Annotated in this window: 14 protein-coding genes; 1 reads left to right on the top strand and 13 read right to left on the bottom strand. The window is 40.5% G+C overall.

Features of this window, described 5'->3' with window-relative positions:
• Positions 1-2: 2 nt before the first annotated feature.
• The 12 genes from AC6EJA_RS07840 to rpsT all read right to left on the bottom strand — a co-directional run bounded on the left by AC6EJA_RS07840 (position 3) and on the right by rpsT (position 14,113).
• Positions 3-362 (bottom strand): ferredoxin, encoded by a 360-nt coding sequence (locus AC6EJA_RS07840; protein WP_498502100.1) that lies wholly within the window; start codon positions 360-362, stop codon positions 3-5.
• 9 nt (positions 363-371) lie between these two features.
• Positions 372-764, bottom strand: a complete 393-nt coding sequence (locus AC6EJA_RS07835) for a DUF1257 domain-containing protein (RefSeq protein ID WP_498502099.1) — start codon at positions 762-764, stop codon at positions 372-374.
• Positions 764-967: a DUF2997 domain-containing protein gene (locus AC6EJA_RS07830; RefSeq protein WP_498502098.1), complete on the bottom strand. Its 204-nt coding sequence runs from the start codon at positions 965-967 to the stop codon at positions 764-766. The genes AC6EJA_RS07835 and AC6EJA_RS07830 overlap by 1 nt, the downstream gene beginning before the upstream one ends.
• Positions 968-1,058: 91 nt before the next feature.
• Positions 1,059-1,868, bottom strand: a complete 810-nt coding sequence (locus tag AC6EJA_RS07825; protein ID WP_498502097.1) for a HEAT repeat domain-containing protein — start codon at positions 1,866-1,868, stop codon at positions 1,059-1,061.
• Between the two features lie 30 nt (positions 1,869-1,898).
• On the bottom strand, positions 1,899-2,024 hold the full coding sequence (locus AC6EJA_RS07820) for a DUF8624 family small hydrophobic protein (RefSeq protein WP_498502096.1): 126 nt from the start codon (positions 2,022-2,024) through the stop codon (positions 1,899-1,901).
• A gap of 16 nt (positions 2,025-2,040) precedes the next feature.
• Positions 2,041-3,108 (bottom strand): dual-specificity RNA methyltransferase RlmN, encoded by a 1,068-nt coding sequence (gene rlmN / locus AC6EJA_RS07815; RefSeq protein ID WP_498502095.1) that lies wholly within the window; start codon positions 3,106-3,108, stop codon positions 2,041-2,043.
• Positions 3,105-3,257: a CAB/ELIP/HLIP family chlorophyll-binding protein gene (locus AC6EJA_RS07810; protein ID WP_498502094.1), complete on the bottom strand. Its 153-nt coding sequence runs from the start codon at positions 3,255-3,257 to the stop codon at positions 3,105-3,107. The genes rlmN and AC6EJA_RS07810 overlap by 4 nt, the downstream gene beginning before the upstream one ends.
• A gap of 65 nt (positions 3,258-3,322) precedes the next feature.
• A complete protein-coding gene (locus AC6EJA_RS07805; RefSeq protein ID WP_498502093.1) occupies positions 3,323-7,432 on the bottom strand; it encodes a DNA-directed RNA polymerase subunit beta' in 4,110 nt (1,369 codons plus the stop codon).
• A 38-nt stretch (positions 7,433-7,470) separates the two neighbouring features.
• Positions 7,471-9,375: a DNA-directed RNA polymerase subunit gamma gene (locus AC6EJA_RS07800; RefSeq protein ID WP_498502092.1), complete on the bottom strand. Its 1,905-nt coding sequence runs from the start codon at positions 9,373-9,375 to the stop codon at positions 7,471-7,473.
• A gap of 41 nt (positions 9,376-9,416) precedes the next feature.
• A complete protein-coding gene (gene rpoB, locus AC6EJA_RS07795) occupies positions 9,417-12,710 on the bottom strand; it encodes a DNA-directed RNA polymerase subunit beta (protein ID WP_498502091.1) in 3,294 nt (1,097 codons plus the stop codon).
• A gap of 272 nt (positions 12,711-12,982) precedes the next feature.
• Positions 12,983-13,768, bottom strand: coding sequence for a TatD family hydrolase (locus AC6EJA_RS07790; RefSeq protein ID WP_498502090.1), 786 nt, complete (start codon positions 13,766-13,768; stop codon positions 12,983-12,985).
• A 42-nt stretch (positions 13,769-13,810) separates the two neighbouring features.
• A complete protein-coding gene (gene rpsT, locus AC6EJA_RS07785) occupies positions 13,811-14,113 on the bottom strand; it encodes a 30S ribosomal protein S20 (protein ID WP_498502089.1) in 303 nt (100 codons plus the stop codon).
• Positions 14,114-14,268: 155 nt separating this feature from the next.
• Between rpsT and hisD the strand changes: the two genes are divergently transcribed.
• A complete protein-coding gene (gene hisD / locus AC6EJA_RS07780; RefSeq protein WP_498502088.1) occupies positions 14,269-15,564 on the top strand; it encodes a histidinol dehydrogenase in 1,296 nt (431 codons plus the stop codon).
• On the opposite strand, the gene rpiA is transcribed toward hisD, so the two are convergent.
• Entirely contained in the window at positions 15,541-16,263 is a 723-nt protein-coding gene (gene rpiA / locus AC6EJA_RS07775) for a ribose-5-phosphate isomerase RpiA (protein ID WP_498502087.1), read from the bottom strand. The two genes, hisD and rpiA, sit on opposite strands and share 24 nt — an antisense overlap.
• Between the last annotated feature and the right edge of the window lie 28 nt (positions 16,264-16,291).

Raw genomic sequence — 16,291 nt, 5'->3', positions numbered from 1 at the left:
TACTAAACCCAAGGAGGTAATCCTGGTGGACGAAAATCTTGTCTTTCAAGAAGCGAACGCAAATTATCTAAGTCCTCAAAATCAACCCATTGAATACAATCAACAGGGCAGGTATCAATAGCCTCCTGAATAAGTTCTGTACTATCTCCATCTTGGCGAAAAGCTCTTGCCCTTCCCAGATCTGGTTCCATTGCAAAAGTATTAGACGCAACACAGCTGCAATAAGTACATCCTATGCATTTTGATTCATCGACCCATACTGCTTTTGCCCTTAATTCTCCACCTAAAATCGGCTCAGCACCTGTAAAAAGTGATTCCTGGGAGGATTTTGCTTCAAATGCTGAAGAAGGATCAAAAGTCAATTTATGACTTTAAGCATCCCATCTTGTAACTACAAGTTCTATTGAACCGTCAACATTACTCTTTTGTTCTGAGATCTGGAAACCTTCATCAGCAGTTGCACTGAGAACTGCATTTAGGGCATATCTTTGGGTTAATTGGGCTAGAAATCTTTCAATTGGGATTGACTCTTTCCAAAGATCTAGATCGGTGACCAATTCATAAGAATCAGTATTTTTATTAAATCTGAACCCAAGTTCACAACCTTTTTCGGTTCTTACTGCTAATTCAGCTTGAACTGTTTGCCCTTGGTATCCCCTTACTACATTCTTTCCTTCTTGAGGGTTGTAACCTAGATCAGTTAAAGCCTTAAAAAGAGGATCTTTTTGACGTAATTGAGTTTTTACCGTGCTGAAGTGTGACATCAGTAGATTTTGGCAGGAATAGACTGAGATTGAACTTCTTCTTGCTTGTAAGCATCCGAAGTAAGTTTTCTTTGCTCAACGTTCCCTAGGGCAGATTCGAGCTTTTCTGTTAGCGCTAGGCAAGACTCTCCTATCACTCCTTCAACAGTCTCTTCTACAAATCCATCTTGGCGGATTGTGAACCTTAGAGTCCGTTGAGGCATGAATCGGACGAATAGCAGTGGCTTATGTTATAGCTAAGTTAGGTATATTTTCTGACCAGTTGTTACAACGATGTGTTTAAAACGTCAAAAATCAAATTATGTGCCCATCCTGAATTAATCCTCTAAAACGTTCTTGCACCTGGGGATTCTCAATTTGTTCAAGAGCAATTCTGGCTTCGTACCTCACAGAAGATTCATTATCATTTAGTAAAACTGTAATAATCTCTTCAACTATTTCCTCCTTTTTATCTTCCTTAAGATCTGAATAAAGCCTTCCAAGAGACCAAATACAATTACTTCTTACTCCAGGCTCCACATCAATTTTTAAACTTATCAAGAGTTCCTTAGCCGCAAATTCAGCTTTTTCAGGCGATCCACATGCAATTTCAGCAAGTGAGCTTGATGCCCATAGCCTTACCGCAGCAACATCTCGATGAAGGGAACGCACTAATGGCTCAAGGACTGGGGAATCAGAGTAATTTCCCAAGCTCCACGCAGTAGCTCTACGAACATAAGCGTTGCTGTCAAATTGCAAAATTCCTAAAAGAATATCCACCGCTCGAGGGCAAGGATTTCTACCCAAAGCATAAACAGCACTCATTCTCTCGACAGGACAAGGCTCTTGAAGAAGTGGAATAAGCAAAGGAAGAGCCCTGGGATCCCTATGCTCGCAAAAAACCCTTAAACCCTGGAGCCTTTCTTCATGACCAGACTGAAGCCATTTTAAGCCCTTTTCACAGTCTGCTGATGCCTTTATATCATCAGAAATATACTCATCTAGATCTATCTCATCAAGAGGGTCGCCAACAATTTCAGCAGCCAACTCTTTTGCCAATACATCAGGATCTATGGCTAAATTTGCCAAAGAGTCGGTTGAGTATTTTTCATTGGAATTAACCATGTCTGAATATTAGGATTCTTTTATCAATACTCAACTGATTGGTGCAGGTGCCATCATGTCACCAGGTAGCCAAATCCTTGCGCTTACAGCAAAAAAAGCTACGCCAAAAAGCAAAACAATTAGTACGGGAAGAATGGTTGATCTCAAAAAACTCATTGGTTTGTCTAAAAGATTAACTTTTAAGTTCGTGTTTGCGGCGTAATTGTCCGCATGCTGCATCTTGATCAAGCCCCCTGCTTGATCGAAAACTTACGGCAATATTCCGTTTTTGTAAATAATTTTTGAATTCCTCAATATCCTGTGAAGAAGGTCTTTGATAGCTTTCATCACCAATTGGATTGTAAGAAATTAAATTTACGTGGCTCTGAAAACCACCAATTAGTTGAGCCAATTGTGATGCATGCTCAATACTGTCGTTTAAATTCCCTAAAAGAATATATTCAAAACTAACTCGCCTCCCAGTTAGAGAAAAATATTTTTTGCAATCACTTAATAACTCTTCTATTCGATAACTTTTTGCCGATGGAATCAATTTCTCTCTTAATGATTGATTAGGAGCATGCAAACTTACAGCTAAGGTGAATTGAACATTTCCCAACTTATAATTTGCAACCTCAGCAAGTTTTATTATTGTCTGAGGAACTCCGACAGTGCTGACAGTTATTCGTCTTTGACCAATACCTAAATCACAATTTAAACACCTAATAGCATCAGTAACAGCTTCAATATTGAGAAGTGGTTCACCCATTCCCATAAAAACTACGTTTGTAGGCCTTCTACCAATAGCCTCATGAGCACTCAAAACTTGATCAACAATTTCATTTACACGTAAAGACCTCCTTAATCCATCTTTACCTGTGGCACAAAATGTACATTCCATTGGGCAGCCTACTTGGCTTGAAACGCAAACTGTCATTCGCTTCTGAGTAGGTATAGCGACTGTCTCAACAAATTCTTTATCTTCAGTGGAGAGTAGCAATTTAATTGTTGAATCCTTTGATATTGATCTTTTTACCTCTTTAAGCCTGCCTATCGAAACACCTTTGGCTTCCAAAAATGAAATCCATTGTTTTGGTAAAACAGTAATTTGATTTAAATCTTTAGCCCCCCTTTTATAAACCCAATCATAAATTTGTCGCCCCCTAAAGCCTTTTTCCCCTTCGTTAACAGCCCAAGTCTCAAGTTGCGATTTACTCAGTCCAAGCAAGGCATTTCTTGATGAGGTTGTTAATTGCTTCACCAAACCATGACTGCATGACCAAGCTTAAGCTCCAAAATTATCAATGCAATAAAACCTATCATTGCCCATCTTCCATTGATTTTTTCGGTGTGATTATGGAAACCGTAACGAGGAACTTTTCTTTTTGGAACAATAGGGGGTTCAAGCATTGAAATTTAAAGAATCTGGGCCAGAAAGATAATAAATTGCTGAAGACGCAAATGCGAGAGATCTATTACTCATCCGAGAGTAACCCCTCCTCTTGCAATCCCTCTAAAGCAATCGGATCTAATGACTGTTCATCGTTTGATTGCTCATCATCGGCAGGTCTGGCAAAAGCTGCAAAATTACTTGCTGAAGCATCAATCCCATGCCTAGATCTAGTCGCTTCAAGGTCTGCATCACTAGGGTCGTCCAAAACAGAAGTTAACTTCGCAACAGGAGAAGAGGGCATTTCTACAGTGTAATCAGGGCGCAGATTCTGCATGCGACGATAACCCGCAGGATCCTCAGCCAAAATGTCAGGATGAGGCCCAGCTTCTGCACTTAGTTCCTCAACAAAACCACTGAAACCTGTCCCGGCTGGTATCAGACGTCCAATAATTACATTTTCTTTAAGCCCTCTTAACCAGTCCGATTTACCTTCAATTGCAGCCTCTGTAAGAACACGAGTGGTCTCCTGGAATGACGCGGCAGATATAAAACTGTCCGTGTTAAGTGATGCTTTAGTTATTCCCAAAAGAACAGGGGTGAACTCAGCAGGTGCACTGCCGGTAATTGATATTGCTTGATTGGTATCCTCAACTTGCCTTAATTCAATGAGTTCTCCTGGGAGAAGAGTGGTATCACCTGCATCTTCAATTCGAACTTTACTCGTCATCTGACGAACAATAACCTCAATATGCTTATCATCAATAGCAACACCCTGAGATTTATATACATTTTGGACTTCATTTACCATTCTATGTTGCAGTTTTGCTATTGACTCCTGTGCCGCTTCAAGTAGGGGTTTCCTATCTCTTAAATCAGAAAAATAGCAATCCAACAATTCGTGAGGATTAACTGGCCCGTCAGTCAAAAATTCACCGGCGGATACCTCCTGACCATTCATAACCATGACATTTCTGCCAAGTAAAATTGGATATTCAGAGATTGAATCATCGCCTTCAATAACAGTAACTACTAATGATTCATCGTCATCTTCTTGCTTAATATCAACTATACCTGGTTTTCTACAAAGAATTGCTGAATCTCTTGGCCTTCGGGCTTCAAGAAGTTCTTCAATTCTTGGCAATCCCTGAACAATATCTCCAGTTTTTTGCCTTTCAAAAACAAGCAAAGCGAGTCCATCTCCTCTCTGAACTAACTCACCGTTTCTTACGTGAAGTACTGAATCAGGTGAGACCATATAGGGTCTTCCCAATCGCAATGTAACTTCTGAACTAGAGACACTCTCAACCTCGCCGCAACAATCAATTGTTTGATCTTTAGCCAGGAAATCGCCATCAACCACTCGATCACCAATTTTCACAAGAGGAGGTGAACTTGGTTTGAGCTTAATAGTATCTTCTTCACGCTCGACTATAAGTCGCCTTATAGGTTCTCCCTCCCCAACATCAGGGAATTGAACAATCCCCTTTTGTTTACACAGTATTTGAGTAGTAGCAACAACGTCGTTGGCACTTATTGCTTGGCAATCATTGACTTGTAATTCTGTATGCGTTGAGCCGTGACTGGAATCTGAGATAGTATCTCTTCTAACTAGGATGCTTTCAAGAATTACAAGATTTAGTCTGTCTGTTGATTTATCCTTCTTATCTTTAATCGATTCAACATCCACTGTCATCTGAGGGGTTGTTTCATGTGTTTCGAGGATTAGTTGTGTCTTTAAAAGTTCAATACCCTCAACTGATTTAATCAACTCACCGTCTTTGAAGGCTAACCTTTGAGTAGCTTTCAAACCCAAGGAGGGGCCCTTTGGTTGTTTCACATGCTCAAGATCTGGTAATTGAGCCTCATCAGGAATTAAATACTCCTCAACTGGTCTGAGCAGAAGCCCCTTGCCCTCAATTGTCTCAACGGATTGAACATATACTATTTCTTCAGTTTTTATTCCCTTGGCAATGTTCTCACCAGGATTAACGATTTGGCCATCACCTTCAAAACGCTCAAGAGCTTTTGAATCTTTACAAGGATGAAATTTACCGCTTCTTACGATAATCTCTCGCAAGATATCATTTTTCTGGGTAACCGTAACAATCCCAGAAGTCTGACTGAAGATATCTTTTACAACTTCAGTGCCAGCCTCTATCCACTGCTTGTCTTTTATCATAAGAAGAGAAATATCTTTGTTGATTTCATGAGTTTCCTGAGGGACCCAGAGCAATGCTCCACCTTTGCTCACCTCAAAACCATTCTTTGCAGAACGAGCTTTCTTGATTGCAAGTCCAGGAGAGTACTTAACTAGACCGCCAGTCTGTGTTCTAAACCGATCGTCTGACAATTCAGCAATAATCTCTCCATTTCCTATTTTGCTACCTGGAGCGGTGTTTAATCTATATCTGGTACCATCCTGAGCTTCCAAGGTCCAAAGTTCCCCAGCATGCGACGTCTCCTCAAGTAACTTAAAGTCTTTGAGCTTCATTGAAGTGGTCACTATTTGAACTTCTCTAGAATCACCAATTGAGTCTCTTAAGCGTACTTCTCCTCCAAACTCAGTCGCCTGGTTAGCTTCTGCTAAAACCTGTCCCTCTTTGACTTTTACATTACTAGAGACAACTGGTAAAGCATTAGGAGGCAAGTTGTAGACGTCTCCAGCTAAAACCCACAAGCGTCCTAGTCGCTGAGCTTTTAAAGTAATATTGCCTTGTCTATCAGTAACTTCTCTTGGTTGAATAACGTCTTCATATCTCACTTGACCCGCCAAGTCGCAAATAACATCTTTTGTTGCTTTTTCTACACTTTTCTTGACTGAACCGGCAGCGATTTGAGCAACAGTTACATCTGCTTGTATTTCCTGGCCATTCTCAACGAACAACAGTGAGCCAGTAGAAACATCAATCTTTTGGGATTTCGTATTCCCAGTGGCTTTTATAGTCAAAGTGAAATCCACTTCAGACTGTTGGGCCTCAACTCCATGAGGTGTCCGATAACCTCTCAATCGAGCTTTAGGACCGAATTCGACTTTACCAGCAACCTTTGATCTAACCACACCAGTTTCCGCGGTCGAGACTCCACCCGTATGGAAGGTTCTCATGGTCAATTGGGTACCAGGTTCTCCAATTGATTGAGCCGCAATAATTCCAACTGCCTCGCCAAGATCTACTAATTGATTGTGAGCCAAGGCCCATCCGTAACATTTTCTGCAAACAGATCGATTAGCTTCACAGGTCAAAGGAGATCGGACCATTACCGATTTTAGGTTTTCCTTCTCTAATTTTCTGGAGAGTTGAGGATCAATAGCAACATCTCTCTCTGCTAAAACCTCGCCATCCGATTTAGTGATTTGCTCGGCGGTCAATCGTCCAACAAGTCTATTCCCAAACTTTCCATCCTCGGACTTTACAAGAATTGCACGCGTAGTTCCACAATCCTCCTCCCTGACAATTACATCTTGAGCTACATCTACTAGTCTTCGTGTTAAGTAACCAGAATCAGCCGTCCTTAGTGCTGTATCTACTAGTCCTTTACGTGCTCCATACGAAGAAATAACATATTCAGTAACAGTGAGACCCTCTCTAAAGTTAGTGCGTATTGGCAAGTCAATGATTTCTCCTTGCGGATTAGCCATCAATCCTCTCATACCTACAAGTTGACGGACCTGAGACATATTTCCACGTGCCCCAGAATTTGCCATCATCCATACAGAATTCAATGGATCATTTTGATTGAAGTTTTTCTTCACTGCATCAACAAGTCTCTCATTCGTCTCTGTCCAAGTGTCTATAACTTTTGTATGTCTCTCAACTTCGGTTATTTCGCCTAGTCGATAACATTCCTCAGTTGCCGTTATTTGTGCCTCTGCTTGACCTAGAAGATCTTGCTTGGCCTCTGGAACTTTAAGATCATCTACTGAGATTGAAACAGCGGCCTGAGTTGCGTATTTAAAACCTAAATCTTTTAAGTTATCAGCCATCGCCGCAGTAGCTGCAGTGCCGTGATTTTTATAAGCCCAAGCAACTAATTGCTTTAAGCCTTTTTTATCAACTATCCTGTTCCGAAATGGTGGTGGTGTTTTTGATAAGGGTGGAGCTAAAAAAGCTTTTGCTGCTTTTTTAGAATTTTTAGATCCTTTTCTTGATCTTGTTGAAGACTTACGAGCTTTAGGTGTTTTAGCTGATGTCATTGGATTAAACCTTTAGTGAAGAGAGTAGTAAGAGAGAATTAAGCTGAAGCAACAGCATCGATAATTGTGTGATTCATTACAACACGTCCAACCGTTGTGAGAATAAACCTACTAATAAGAGAACCGTCTGCATCCTTACGATCTCGGCGAAGTGACCATTGCTCGATCATGGTCCCATCCTCAAGAGTTTTAGTTTCAATTGGCACTTCAAGTTCTTCTTCATCATCAACTTCCCCATTAAATCGAACCCATATCCACTCATGAAGATTTAACCTCTGATCATCAAATGCTTTTATTACATCTTCAAGAGAAGCATATGTGTGAGATCTATCTCCGAATTCTGGTTTTGATAAACCTGGTTGAAGTGCAGTTAAATAATATGATCCCAAAACCATGTCTTGCGAAGGAGTTACTATTGGATCTCCTGTAGCAGGAGACAAAATATTGTTACTTGCAAGCATCAGCATTCTAGCCTCCGTTTGAGATTCAATAGCTAGTGGTACATGCACAGCCATCTGGTCTCCATCAAAGTCAGCATTAAATGCTGGACAAACTAAAGGGTGAAGTTGAATAGCCCTCCCAGCAACTAATTTCGGTTCAAAAGCCTGAATTCCGAGACGGTGAAGTGTGGGGGCACGATTAAGAAGTATGGGATGTCCCTCTATAACCTCTTGAAGAACTTGCATAACCTCATCATCAGCACGCTGGATCAATTTCTTGGCAGCTTTAATATTATTGACGATATTTTGTCTGATTAACCTATGGATTACAAATGGTTGAAAAAGCTCAATGGCCATCTCCTTGGGAAGTCCACATTGATGCATTTTTAGTTTGGGACCAACAACTATTACTGATCTCCCTGAGTAGTCAACTCGTTTACCAAGAAGGTTTTGTCGGAAACGACCTTGTTTACCTTCAATAATGTCACTTAAAGATTTTAGTGGCCTACTATTTGCTCCTACTACAGTTCTGCCTCTTCTCCCATTATCTATGAGTGCATCAACTGCCTCTTGCAGCATCCTTTTCTCGTTCCTAACGATAATTTCTGGTGCAAGTATTTCCTGCAAACGTGCAAGTCTATTGTTTCTGTTAATTACACGTCTATATAAATCATTTAAATCAGAAGTTGCAAACCTACCACCATCCAATTGCACCATTGGTCTCAGATCTGGAGGTATAACTGGTATTGCATCAAGCACCATCCACTCAGGATTTGCCCCTGTAGCAATAAAATTGTCTATTACCCTCAATCTTTTTATTAATTTGGCTCTTTTTTGACCTTTGCTAGAAGCAATATCCTCTCTTAACTGCTCAGCGACCTCAGGCATATCGAGGTCTTCAAGTAATTGCTTAAGGGCTTCTGCACCAATGCCAACAACTGGCTCATTTTCTATGGTTGAATCTTCAGCATATATTTCATCCTCTACTTCAAGCCATTCATCCTCGGTCAATAATTGCTTGTATTTAAGATCTTTGTGATCACCAACATCTAAAACTACATAGCAATTGAAATATACTATTTGCTCGACATCCCTTAAGGGCATATCGAGCAAAATAGCGACATAACTTGGAATACCTTTTAAGTACCAAACATGTGAGACTGGCGCTGCTAGCTTGATGAAACCCATCCGGTGGCGTCTGACCCTGCTTTCTGTAACCTCAACTCCACATCTTTCACAAACTATTCCACGATGCCTCACTCTTTTATATTTCCCACAATGACATTCCCAATCCTTTGATGGTCCAAAAATCTTTTCACAAAATAGGCCATCCATTTCCGGCTTCAATGTTCGGTAATTAATAGTCTCTGGTTTTGTCACTTCACCAACCACCTGACCATTGGGGAGGGTTCTTTGCCCCCAATCCATTATTCTTTGAGGCGAGGCCAAGGTTATCTTGACGTAATCAAAGTGGTTTTCTGTTCGAAGATTGCTTGAGGTCATGGGAAATTAAAAATTACTTGGGGCGGGGAAACATGAATTATCTAGTCATCGTCGTAATCAGTTACTCCCAGTGATTCATATGTTGGCCTACTTGGTGTGCTCCTGCGAGGATTAACATCTTGCATAAGGTCAACCTCTTTCCCATCATCTGTATAAACTCCGATATCGAGACCCAAAGACTGTAGTTCTCTCATCAGAACCTTGAAAGATTCGGGAGTTCCGGGCCTAGGAATGGGCTTACCTTTAACAATTGCATTAAGGGCTTCATTTCTTCCTTGCATATCATCAGATTTTACAGTCAAAAGTTCTTGAAGAGTATAGGCAGCTCCATAAGCCTCAAGAGCCCATACCTCCATTTCTCCTAATCGTTGACCACCCTGCTGAGCCTTACCTCCAAGAGGTTGTTGAGTTACTAATGAATAAGGACCTGTTGAGCGAGCGTGAATTTTATCGTCTACTAGATGTACCAATTTTAAAAAGTGCGAATACCCAACTGCAACAGGCTGATCAAAAGCCTGTCCCGTTCGACCATCTCTTAAAAGAAGTTTTCCAGGATCATCTGGATTATAAACCCATTCTTTACCAGGCTGCTTTGCAGCCTCTTTCAAATAAGCCTGAACTGTTTGTTGTGATTTCTCAGCGCCGTACATTTCGTCAAAAGGCACAACTTTGACGCGACAATCTAAATTTGCGGCAGCCCAGCCCATTAATAATTCAAAAACCTGTCCTACGTTCATACGACTTGGGACACCAAGCGGATTTAGAACTATGTCTACTGGTGTTCCATCAGGGAGGTAGGGCATATCCTCCCTAGGCAATATTCGGCTTATAATGCCTTTATTGCCATGCCGACCTGCCATTTTATCTCCTACTTGAATTTTTCTTCTTTGTGCCACGTAACATCTAACTACCATGTTTGCACCTGGTGGCAATTCATCTCCTTGCTCTCGCGTATAGATGCGAACGTCTACTACCCGTCCTCTCTCAGTACTAGGAACTCTTAACGAGTTATCTCTAACATCACGTGCTTTCTCACCAAATATTGCTCTAAGTAGCTTTTCCTCTGGTGGCTGATCAGACTCGCCTTTTGGTGTAACTTTTCCAACTAAAATATCTCCACTTTCGACAAAAGCACCAATTCTAATAATTCCCATCTCGTCAAGGTTACCTAAATTTTCTTCCGAAACGTTAGGTATCTCTCTTGTTATCTCCTCTGGGCCAAGTTTCGTTTGTCTAGCCTCTATCTCATATTTCTCGATGTGAACAGACGTATAGAGATCATCTTTAACTAACCTTTCGCTAACCAAAATTGCATCTTCATAGTTGTATCCTTCCCAAGGCATATATGCGATTAACACATTTTGTCCAAGAGCTATTTCTCCCCCTTCGCAGGCTGAACCATCAGCTAAAACTTGTCCAACAATCACCAAATCACCATTAGAAACAATAGGTCTTTGATTAAGGCATGTATCTTGATTAGAACGTTGATACTTTTGTAAATAATGTGTGTGGTCAATTCCCTCATCGTCTCTAACTACAATTGCGGTTGCATCCACAAAAACAACTTTTCCGTTAACTTTCGAAATTGGAACCATTCCTGAATCTCTTGCCACCTGCGTCTCCAAGCCTGTTCCAACTAATGGTCTCTCAGGTCTTAACAATGGCACTGCCTGACGTTGCATATTGGAGCCCATTAAGGCTCTGTTTGCATCATCATGCTCAACAAAAGGTATTAATGATGTAGCTACCGAAATAACTTGCACAGGTGAAAGTTGTACATAATCAACTTGTTCAGGTGGGACTTTTTCAAAATCCTGTCTATATCTGACAGGAATTAAATCAGCAATAATTTTTCCATCACTGTCAGTAGCAACATCTCCAGGAGCAACTCTACATTCGTCCTCTAGATCTGCAGAGAGATAGATAGGGTCTCCCTTTTTGATAACAACCCCTTTTTCGACTTTCCAGAAAGGAGTTTCTACAAAACCATAATCATTAACTCTTGCATGAGTAGCCAAAGAATTAATCAAACCAGCGTTTGGTCCTTCTGGAGTTTCGATAGGGCAAAGTCGGCCGTAATGCGAGGGATGAATATCACGAACAGCAAAACCTGCTCTCTCTCTTGTTAAACCACCTGGTCCAAGAGCAGAGATTCGGCGTTTGTGGGTTAACTCAGCCAATGGATTTGTTTGATCCATAAATTGACTTAACTGACTTGAACCAAAAAATTCCTTTATTGCTGCCACTAATGGTTTTGGATTAACCAACTGCGCTGGAGTTAAAGAATCTGTCTCACCAACGGTCATTCTTTCTTTAATTATTCTCTCAAGTCGGTTTAATCCAACCCTCACTTGATTTTGCAACAATTCTCCGACAGACCTAACTCTCCTATTACCTAAATGATCAATATCATCGAGAGAGGCACCACCAACATCTAATTCTAAATTGATTAAATAATCAAGCGTTGAAAGTACATCCTCATGAGTCAAAGTTCTGACGTTGTCAGGGATTGTCAGCCTCAATTTTTTGTTAATTTTGTATCTGCCAACTCTTCCAAGGTCATAACGTTTTGGATCAAAAAATCTACTCTGCAATAGTTGTTGACCGCCACTTACCGAGGGTGGTTCGCCTGGGCGCAGCTTTTTGTATAACTCAAGTAGGGCTTGATCTTCCGAGCTAATTCCCTCTTCGTTAGCAGAATCTATTGACTTTTGGTAATACTCAGGATGGCGAAGTTTATCGATTACATCATTATCTGAGAGTCCCATGGCTCTCATGAGAACATGCGCATTAATTTTTCGTGTTTTATCTACTCGAACATGTAGCAGATCATTTTTATCTGTTTCAAACTTCAACCAAGCCCCACGATTTGGAATAACACTTGCGTTGTAAGTTCTCCGACCATTTTTATCTTGTTCATCTTTAAAATAAACACCGGGACTACGAACAATTTGGTTAACAATTACTCTCTCAGCACCATTAATTATAAAAGTCCCTCTTTCTGTCATCAGAGGAAGCTCACCTATAAATACCTCTTGCTCCTTAATCTCGCCACTTTCTTTGTTAACCAGCCGACAAGTTACATACATCTGGGAGGCAAAAGTAGCGTCTCTTCTTTTTGCTTCTTCAACATCATGCCTTGGGCGTTTAAGTCTATATTCGTTACCTACGAAATGCAGCTCAAGCTTGCCTGTGTAATCAGCAATTGGAGAAAAGCTCTCCAATTCTTCAATCAGACCCTTCTCGAGAAACCATTTAAAACTAGCCCTCTGAACCTCGACCAAATCTGGCAGGTATGTGACTGTCTTTGCTACCTGAATCGCGCTACTGCTCATGCGAAAACCTTAAGTAGATAAGAGGGTTTACTTTCTGACCAAGTTTCTAATTCAAGGGGCTGATTACTTCGAGCCTATCTGAACCAATCTTGAGATTTCTTTTCAGCTTCAGAAGATGAAGACGATCAGAAAAACCAAGTAATTGAAGTCGATAAGTTCACTAAATCAAAAATCCTTGAAAAATGAGTGCCCAGCAAATGAGCACAAACAAACTAGGCCAATTCCCAATTGTACACCGGCGAAACAATTATTTCCAATCGAAAATTTTGATATCAAGGTAAATTAAATAATTTTCTAGCATTGGAAGTTGTTTTTTCTGCAACCGATTCAAGTGATTCCCCTCTCAATTTAGCAATCGCGGCTGCTACTTTCCTGACATTTGCGGGCTCATTTCTTTTCCCTCTAAGGGGGACTGGTGAAAGAAATGGGCAATCAGTCTCAACTAAATATCGATCGGAGGGTACTTCAGCTGCGCAGTCATGTATCTGAGCTGCCTTAGGAAAAGTAACTGTGCCGCTAAAACTTATGTAAAAACCCAAACTTAGGAACTTTTCCATTTCCATTCTTGTCCCCCCCCAACAATGCATTACACCGCGAGGACAAATATTTTTATCTTTAAAATTAGAAAGAACTTTGAACATCTCTTCTGCTGCATTTCGGCAATGGATGATTACGGGAAGTTCTAAATCAAAAGCTATTGAAAGTTGGGGCCTCAGAATTTCCAATTGTTCATCGAGATTATCATCTTTGAATAAATCCAGACCAAGTTCACCAATAGCTACAACCCGCGAATCAGAAATAGCAGCCTCTCTCAAAATCTCTGGTGTGTTATCACTCCAATTCTCAGTATCAAGTGGATGACAACCAACCGCATAACGCAATTCAGGGAAACGATCAGCCAAAGCGCGAATAGAACTAATTTCGGAAGGCTCTACACATGCGTGTAGAAGACTGACTACACCAGCCTCTCTCCATCGCAAAGCTGTTTCGTCAAGGTCGCTTTGAAAATTTTCGAAAACAATATGACAATGACTGTCAATGAGGTTGATTTCTGTCACTTGTTTTTGCCGCAAAGAAAACGCAACCCCAAAATTTAAGTATTAAGAGGGTTTTTCGGAACCAATAGCTTTTTTGTGAGCCAAGCTGAGTCTTGCTTTCTGATTCGCAGCATTATTTTTGTGCATGACTCCTCTTTTAACAGCTTTATCGATTTTACTAAAAGCTTCGTTAATATTTTTTTGAAGTGAAAGGCTGGCGCTGTCACTTTTTTCAGAAGCGTATGAATCACATGCAATAAAAAATCTCTTCATTAGAGTTCTAACTGCAGATTTGTAAGATTTGTTCTCAAGCCGATTGCGCTCAGAAATCTGTATTCGCTTCTTGGCTGATTTGTTATTTGCCACTGATGGTCGTTGATTTTTCGTTAGGACTATTACCTTAGCTTAATGCGCCAACATTAGATATTCATGAGACAATACAAGAAGATCTAAAATCATCAAACTAAAACTTAAATTTAAATCCCTCAGGCTTTTTAGGTTTATCAACAAGTTGAAAAGGTATGAGCACCAAAATTCGAAAAATTAATAATTTTCATGAGGCTTCCCAATCTCTAGAAAGCATTACAAATAGGACAAGCTCAGGTTCTCAAGAAACAGTAACAAAGATAGTCGAAGAGATTCTCGGCGAGATCCAAAAATCTGGAGATGAAGCATTATTCAAATTTACTGAAAAATATGATGGATTTCGTCCAGATCCTCTTGAAGTTCCTCAAGAAAAACTCAAAAAAGCCTGGGAAGAAACTCCATTCAATCTGCAAGACGCTTTAAAAACAGCGAAAGAGCGTATTGAAAAATTTCACTATTTACAAATCCCGAAGGATATCTCTTTCACCGGTGACACAGGAGAAAAATTGGGAAGAAGATGGGGACCAGTAGAAAAAGCAGGTATTTATATACCTGGGGGGAGAGCCTCATATCCCAGCACGGTAATAATGAATGCTATCCCTGCAAAGGTTGCTGGTGTTAAGGAATTAATAATGGTAACCCCTGCGGGGAAAGATGGGGAAATAAATTCAACAGTTATGGCTGCCGCCTACCTTCTTGGAATAGAGAGGGTTTTTCGCATTGGAGGTGCCCAGGCTATTGCAGCTTTAGCTTTTGGAACAGAAACTATCCCCAAAGTTGATGTTATTAGTGGGCCAGGAAATATTTTTGTAACTTTAGCCAAGAAATCTGTTTACGGTAAAGTTGGAATTGACTCCCTTGCTGGTCCAAGCGAGGTACTAATAATTGCAGACAAATCGGCAAAAATTGAGCAAATAGCTTCTGATTTATTGGCTCAAGCAGAGCACGATCCTCTAGCAGCAGCAATCCTAATAACAACAGAATTAAAAATAATTGATTCGTTACCAGAGGAAATAGACAAACAACTTAAGAATCATCCCCGGGCAGAAATATGCAAAAAATCTCTTGAGGATTGGGGCGTTTTAATTCATTGCGAAAGCCTTGATGAATGCATAAAACTTTCTGATGAGTTTGCTCCTGAACATCTAGAAATTCTCACGGAAGATCCTTGTGAAGTTTCCAAGAAAATAAACAATGCAGGAGCAATATTCATTGGTCCATGGACACCAGAGGCTGTTGGAGATTATTTGGCAGGACCTAATCACACACTCCCGACCTCCGGAACTGCAAGGTTTAGTGGCGCTTTAAGTGTTGAAACTTTCATGAAGAACACTTCAATAATTCAATTCAACTCAAAAGCTCTTACACGCAACAAAGAAGCAATTGTGGAGCTGGCCAAAAGCGAGGGCCTTTTTAGCCATGCGCAATCAATCAGAATCAGATCTGATTAGTTTTTTTACAGCAGCTTTTCCATTAATAATTTCGCCAACCAAAACATCATCAGTAAGGTTTACAAAAAGTCCATTTTCAAGTACCCCAGGGATATTATTAATTTCTTTTTCAAGCTTTTCTGGGGATTTTATTCCATTTTCGAATTGAATATCAATAATTAAATTACCTTGATCAGAAACCACTGGGCCTGCCTTCTTTGCTGCCATTCGCAAAGTTGTTTTTGCTCCCATTGTTTTGAGATTGTTCTGTACATGAATCCATGAGGAGGGAATAACCTCTACAGGGAGGAGAAATTCCTTATTGAGGCAATCAACCAATTTAGTTGAATCAACAACAACGATAAATTGACTGGCAAGGGTTGCAACAAGTTTCTCTTGTACATGACAGGCTCCTCCACCCTTAATTAACTGAAAGGAAGGATCCACCTCATCGGCGCCATCTATAGCTAAATCAATTTTTGAAACAGCTGAAAGTTGTTTCAAATTTATCCCGAGGCTAGAAGCTAAGACCTCTCCCTGAAATGAAGTGGTTACGCCAATGATTTTTTTTAGCTTACCCTCAGCAATCTTTTTACCTAGGGCTTCGATCATCAAAGCAGCAGTAGAACCGGATCCCAGTCCAACAACCATCCCATCATCAATTAAATCCACAGCTGCGTCTGCAACTGCTTGTTTCATTTGTTTTTGCAAATCAGACATCTCAAACAAAATTATTAGTAATTAGCCG

Source organism: Prochlorococcus sp. MIT2309, assembly GCF_059772305.1.
Note: the sequence above shows the minus strand (reverse complement) of the source record. Positions and strands in the feature narration are given on the sequence as shown.

What these genes read in the sequence shown, in the direction of transcription:
- AC6EJA_RS07805 (WP_498502093.1), bottom strand. Translation starts at nt 7,432, where the DNA reads ATGACATCAGCTAAAACACCTAAAGCTCGTAAGTCTTCAACAAGATCA.
- rpoB (WP_498502091.1), bottom strand. Translation starts at nt 12,710, where the DNA reads ATGAGCAGTAGCGCGATTCAGGTAGCAAAGACAGTCACATACCTGCCA.
- AC6EJA_RS07810 (WP_498502094.1), bottom strand. Translation starts at nt 3,257, where the DNA reads ATGCTTGAACCCCCTATTGTTCCAAAAAGAAAAGTTCCTCGTTACGGT.
- AC6EJA_RS07800 (WP_498502092.1), bottom strand. Translation starts at nt 9,375, where the DNA reads ATGACCTCAAGCAATCTTCGAACAGAAAACCACTTTGATTACGTCAAG.
- AC6EJA_RS07830 (WP_498502098.1), bottom strand. Translation starts at nt 967, where the DNA reads ATGCCTCAACGGACTCTAAGGTTCACAATCCGCCAAGATGGATTTGTA.
- AC6EJA_RS07835 (WP_498502099.1), bottom strand. Translation starts at nt 764, where the DNA reads ATGTCACACTTCAGCACGGTAAAAACTCAATTACGTCAAAAAGATCCT.
- AC6EJA_RS07820 (WP_498502096.1), bottom strand. Translation starts at nt 2,024, where the DNA reads ATGAGTTTTTTGAGATCAACCATTCTTCCCGTACTAATTGTTTTGCTT.
- hisD (WP_498502088.1), top strand. Translation starts at nt 14,269, where the DNA reads ATGAGCACCAAAATTCGAAAAATTAATAATTTTCATGAGGCTTCCCAA.
- AC6EJA_RS07825 (WP_498502097.1), bottom strand. Translation starts at nt 1,868, where the DNA reads ATGGTTAATTCCAATGAAAAATACTCAACCGACTCTTTGGCAAATTTA.
- rpiA (WP_498502087.1), bottom strand. Translation starts at nt 16,263, where the DNA reads ATGTCTGATTTGCAAAAACAAATGAAACAAGCAGTTGCAGACGCAGCT.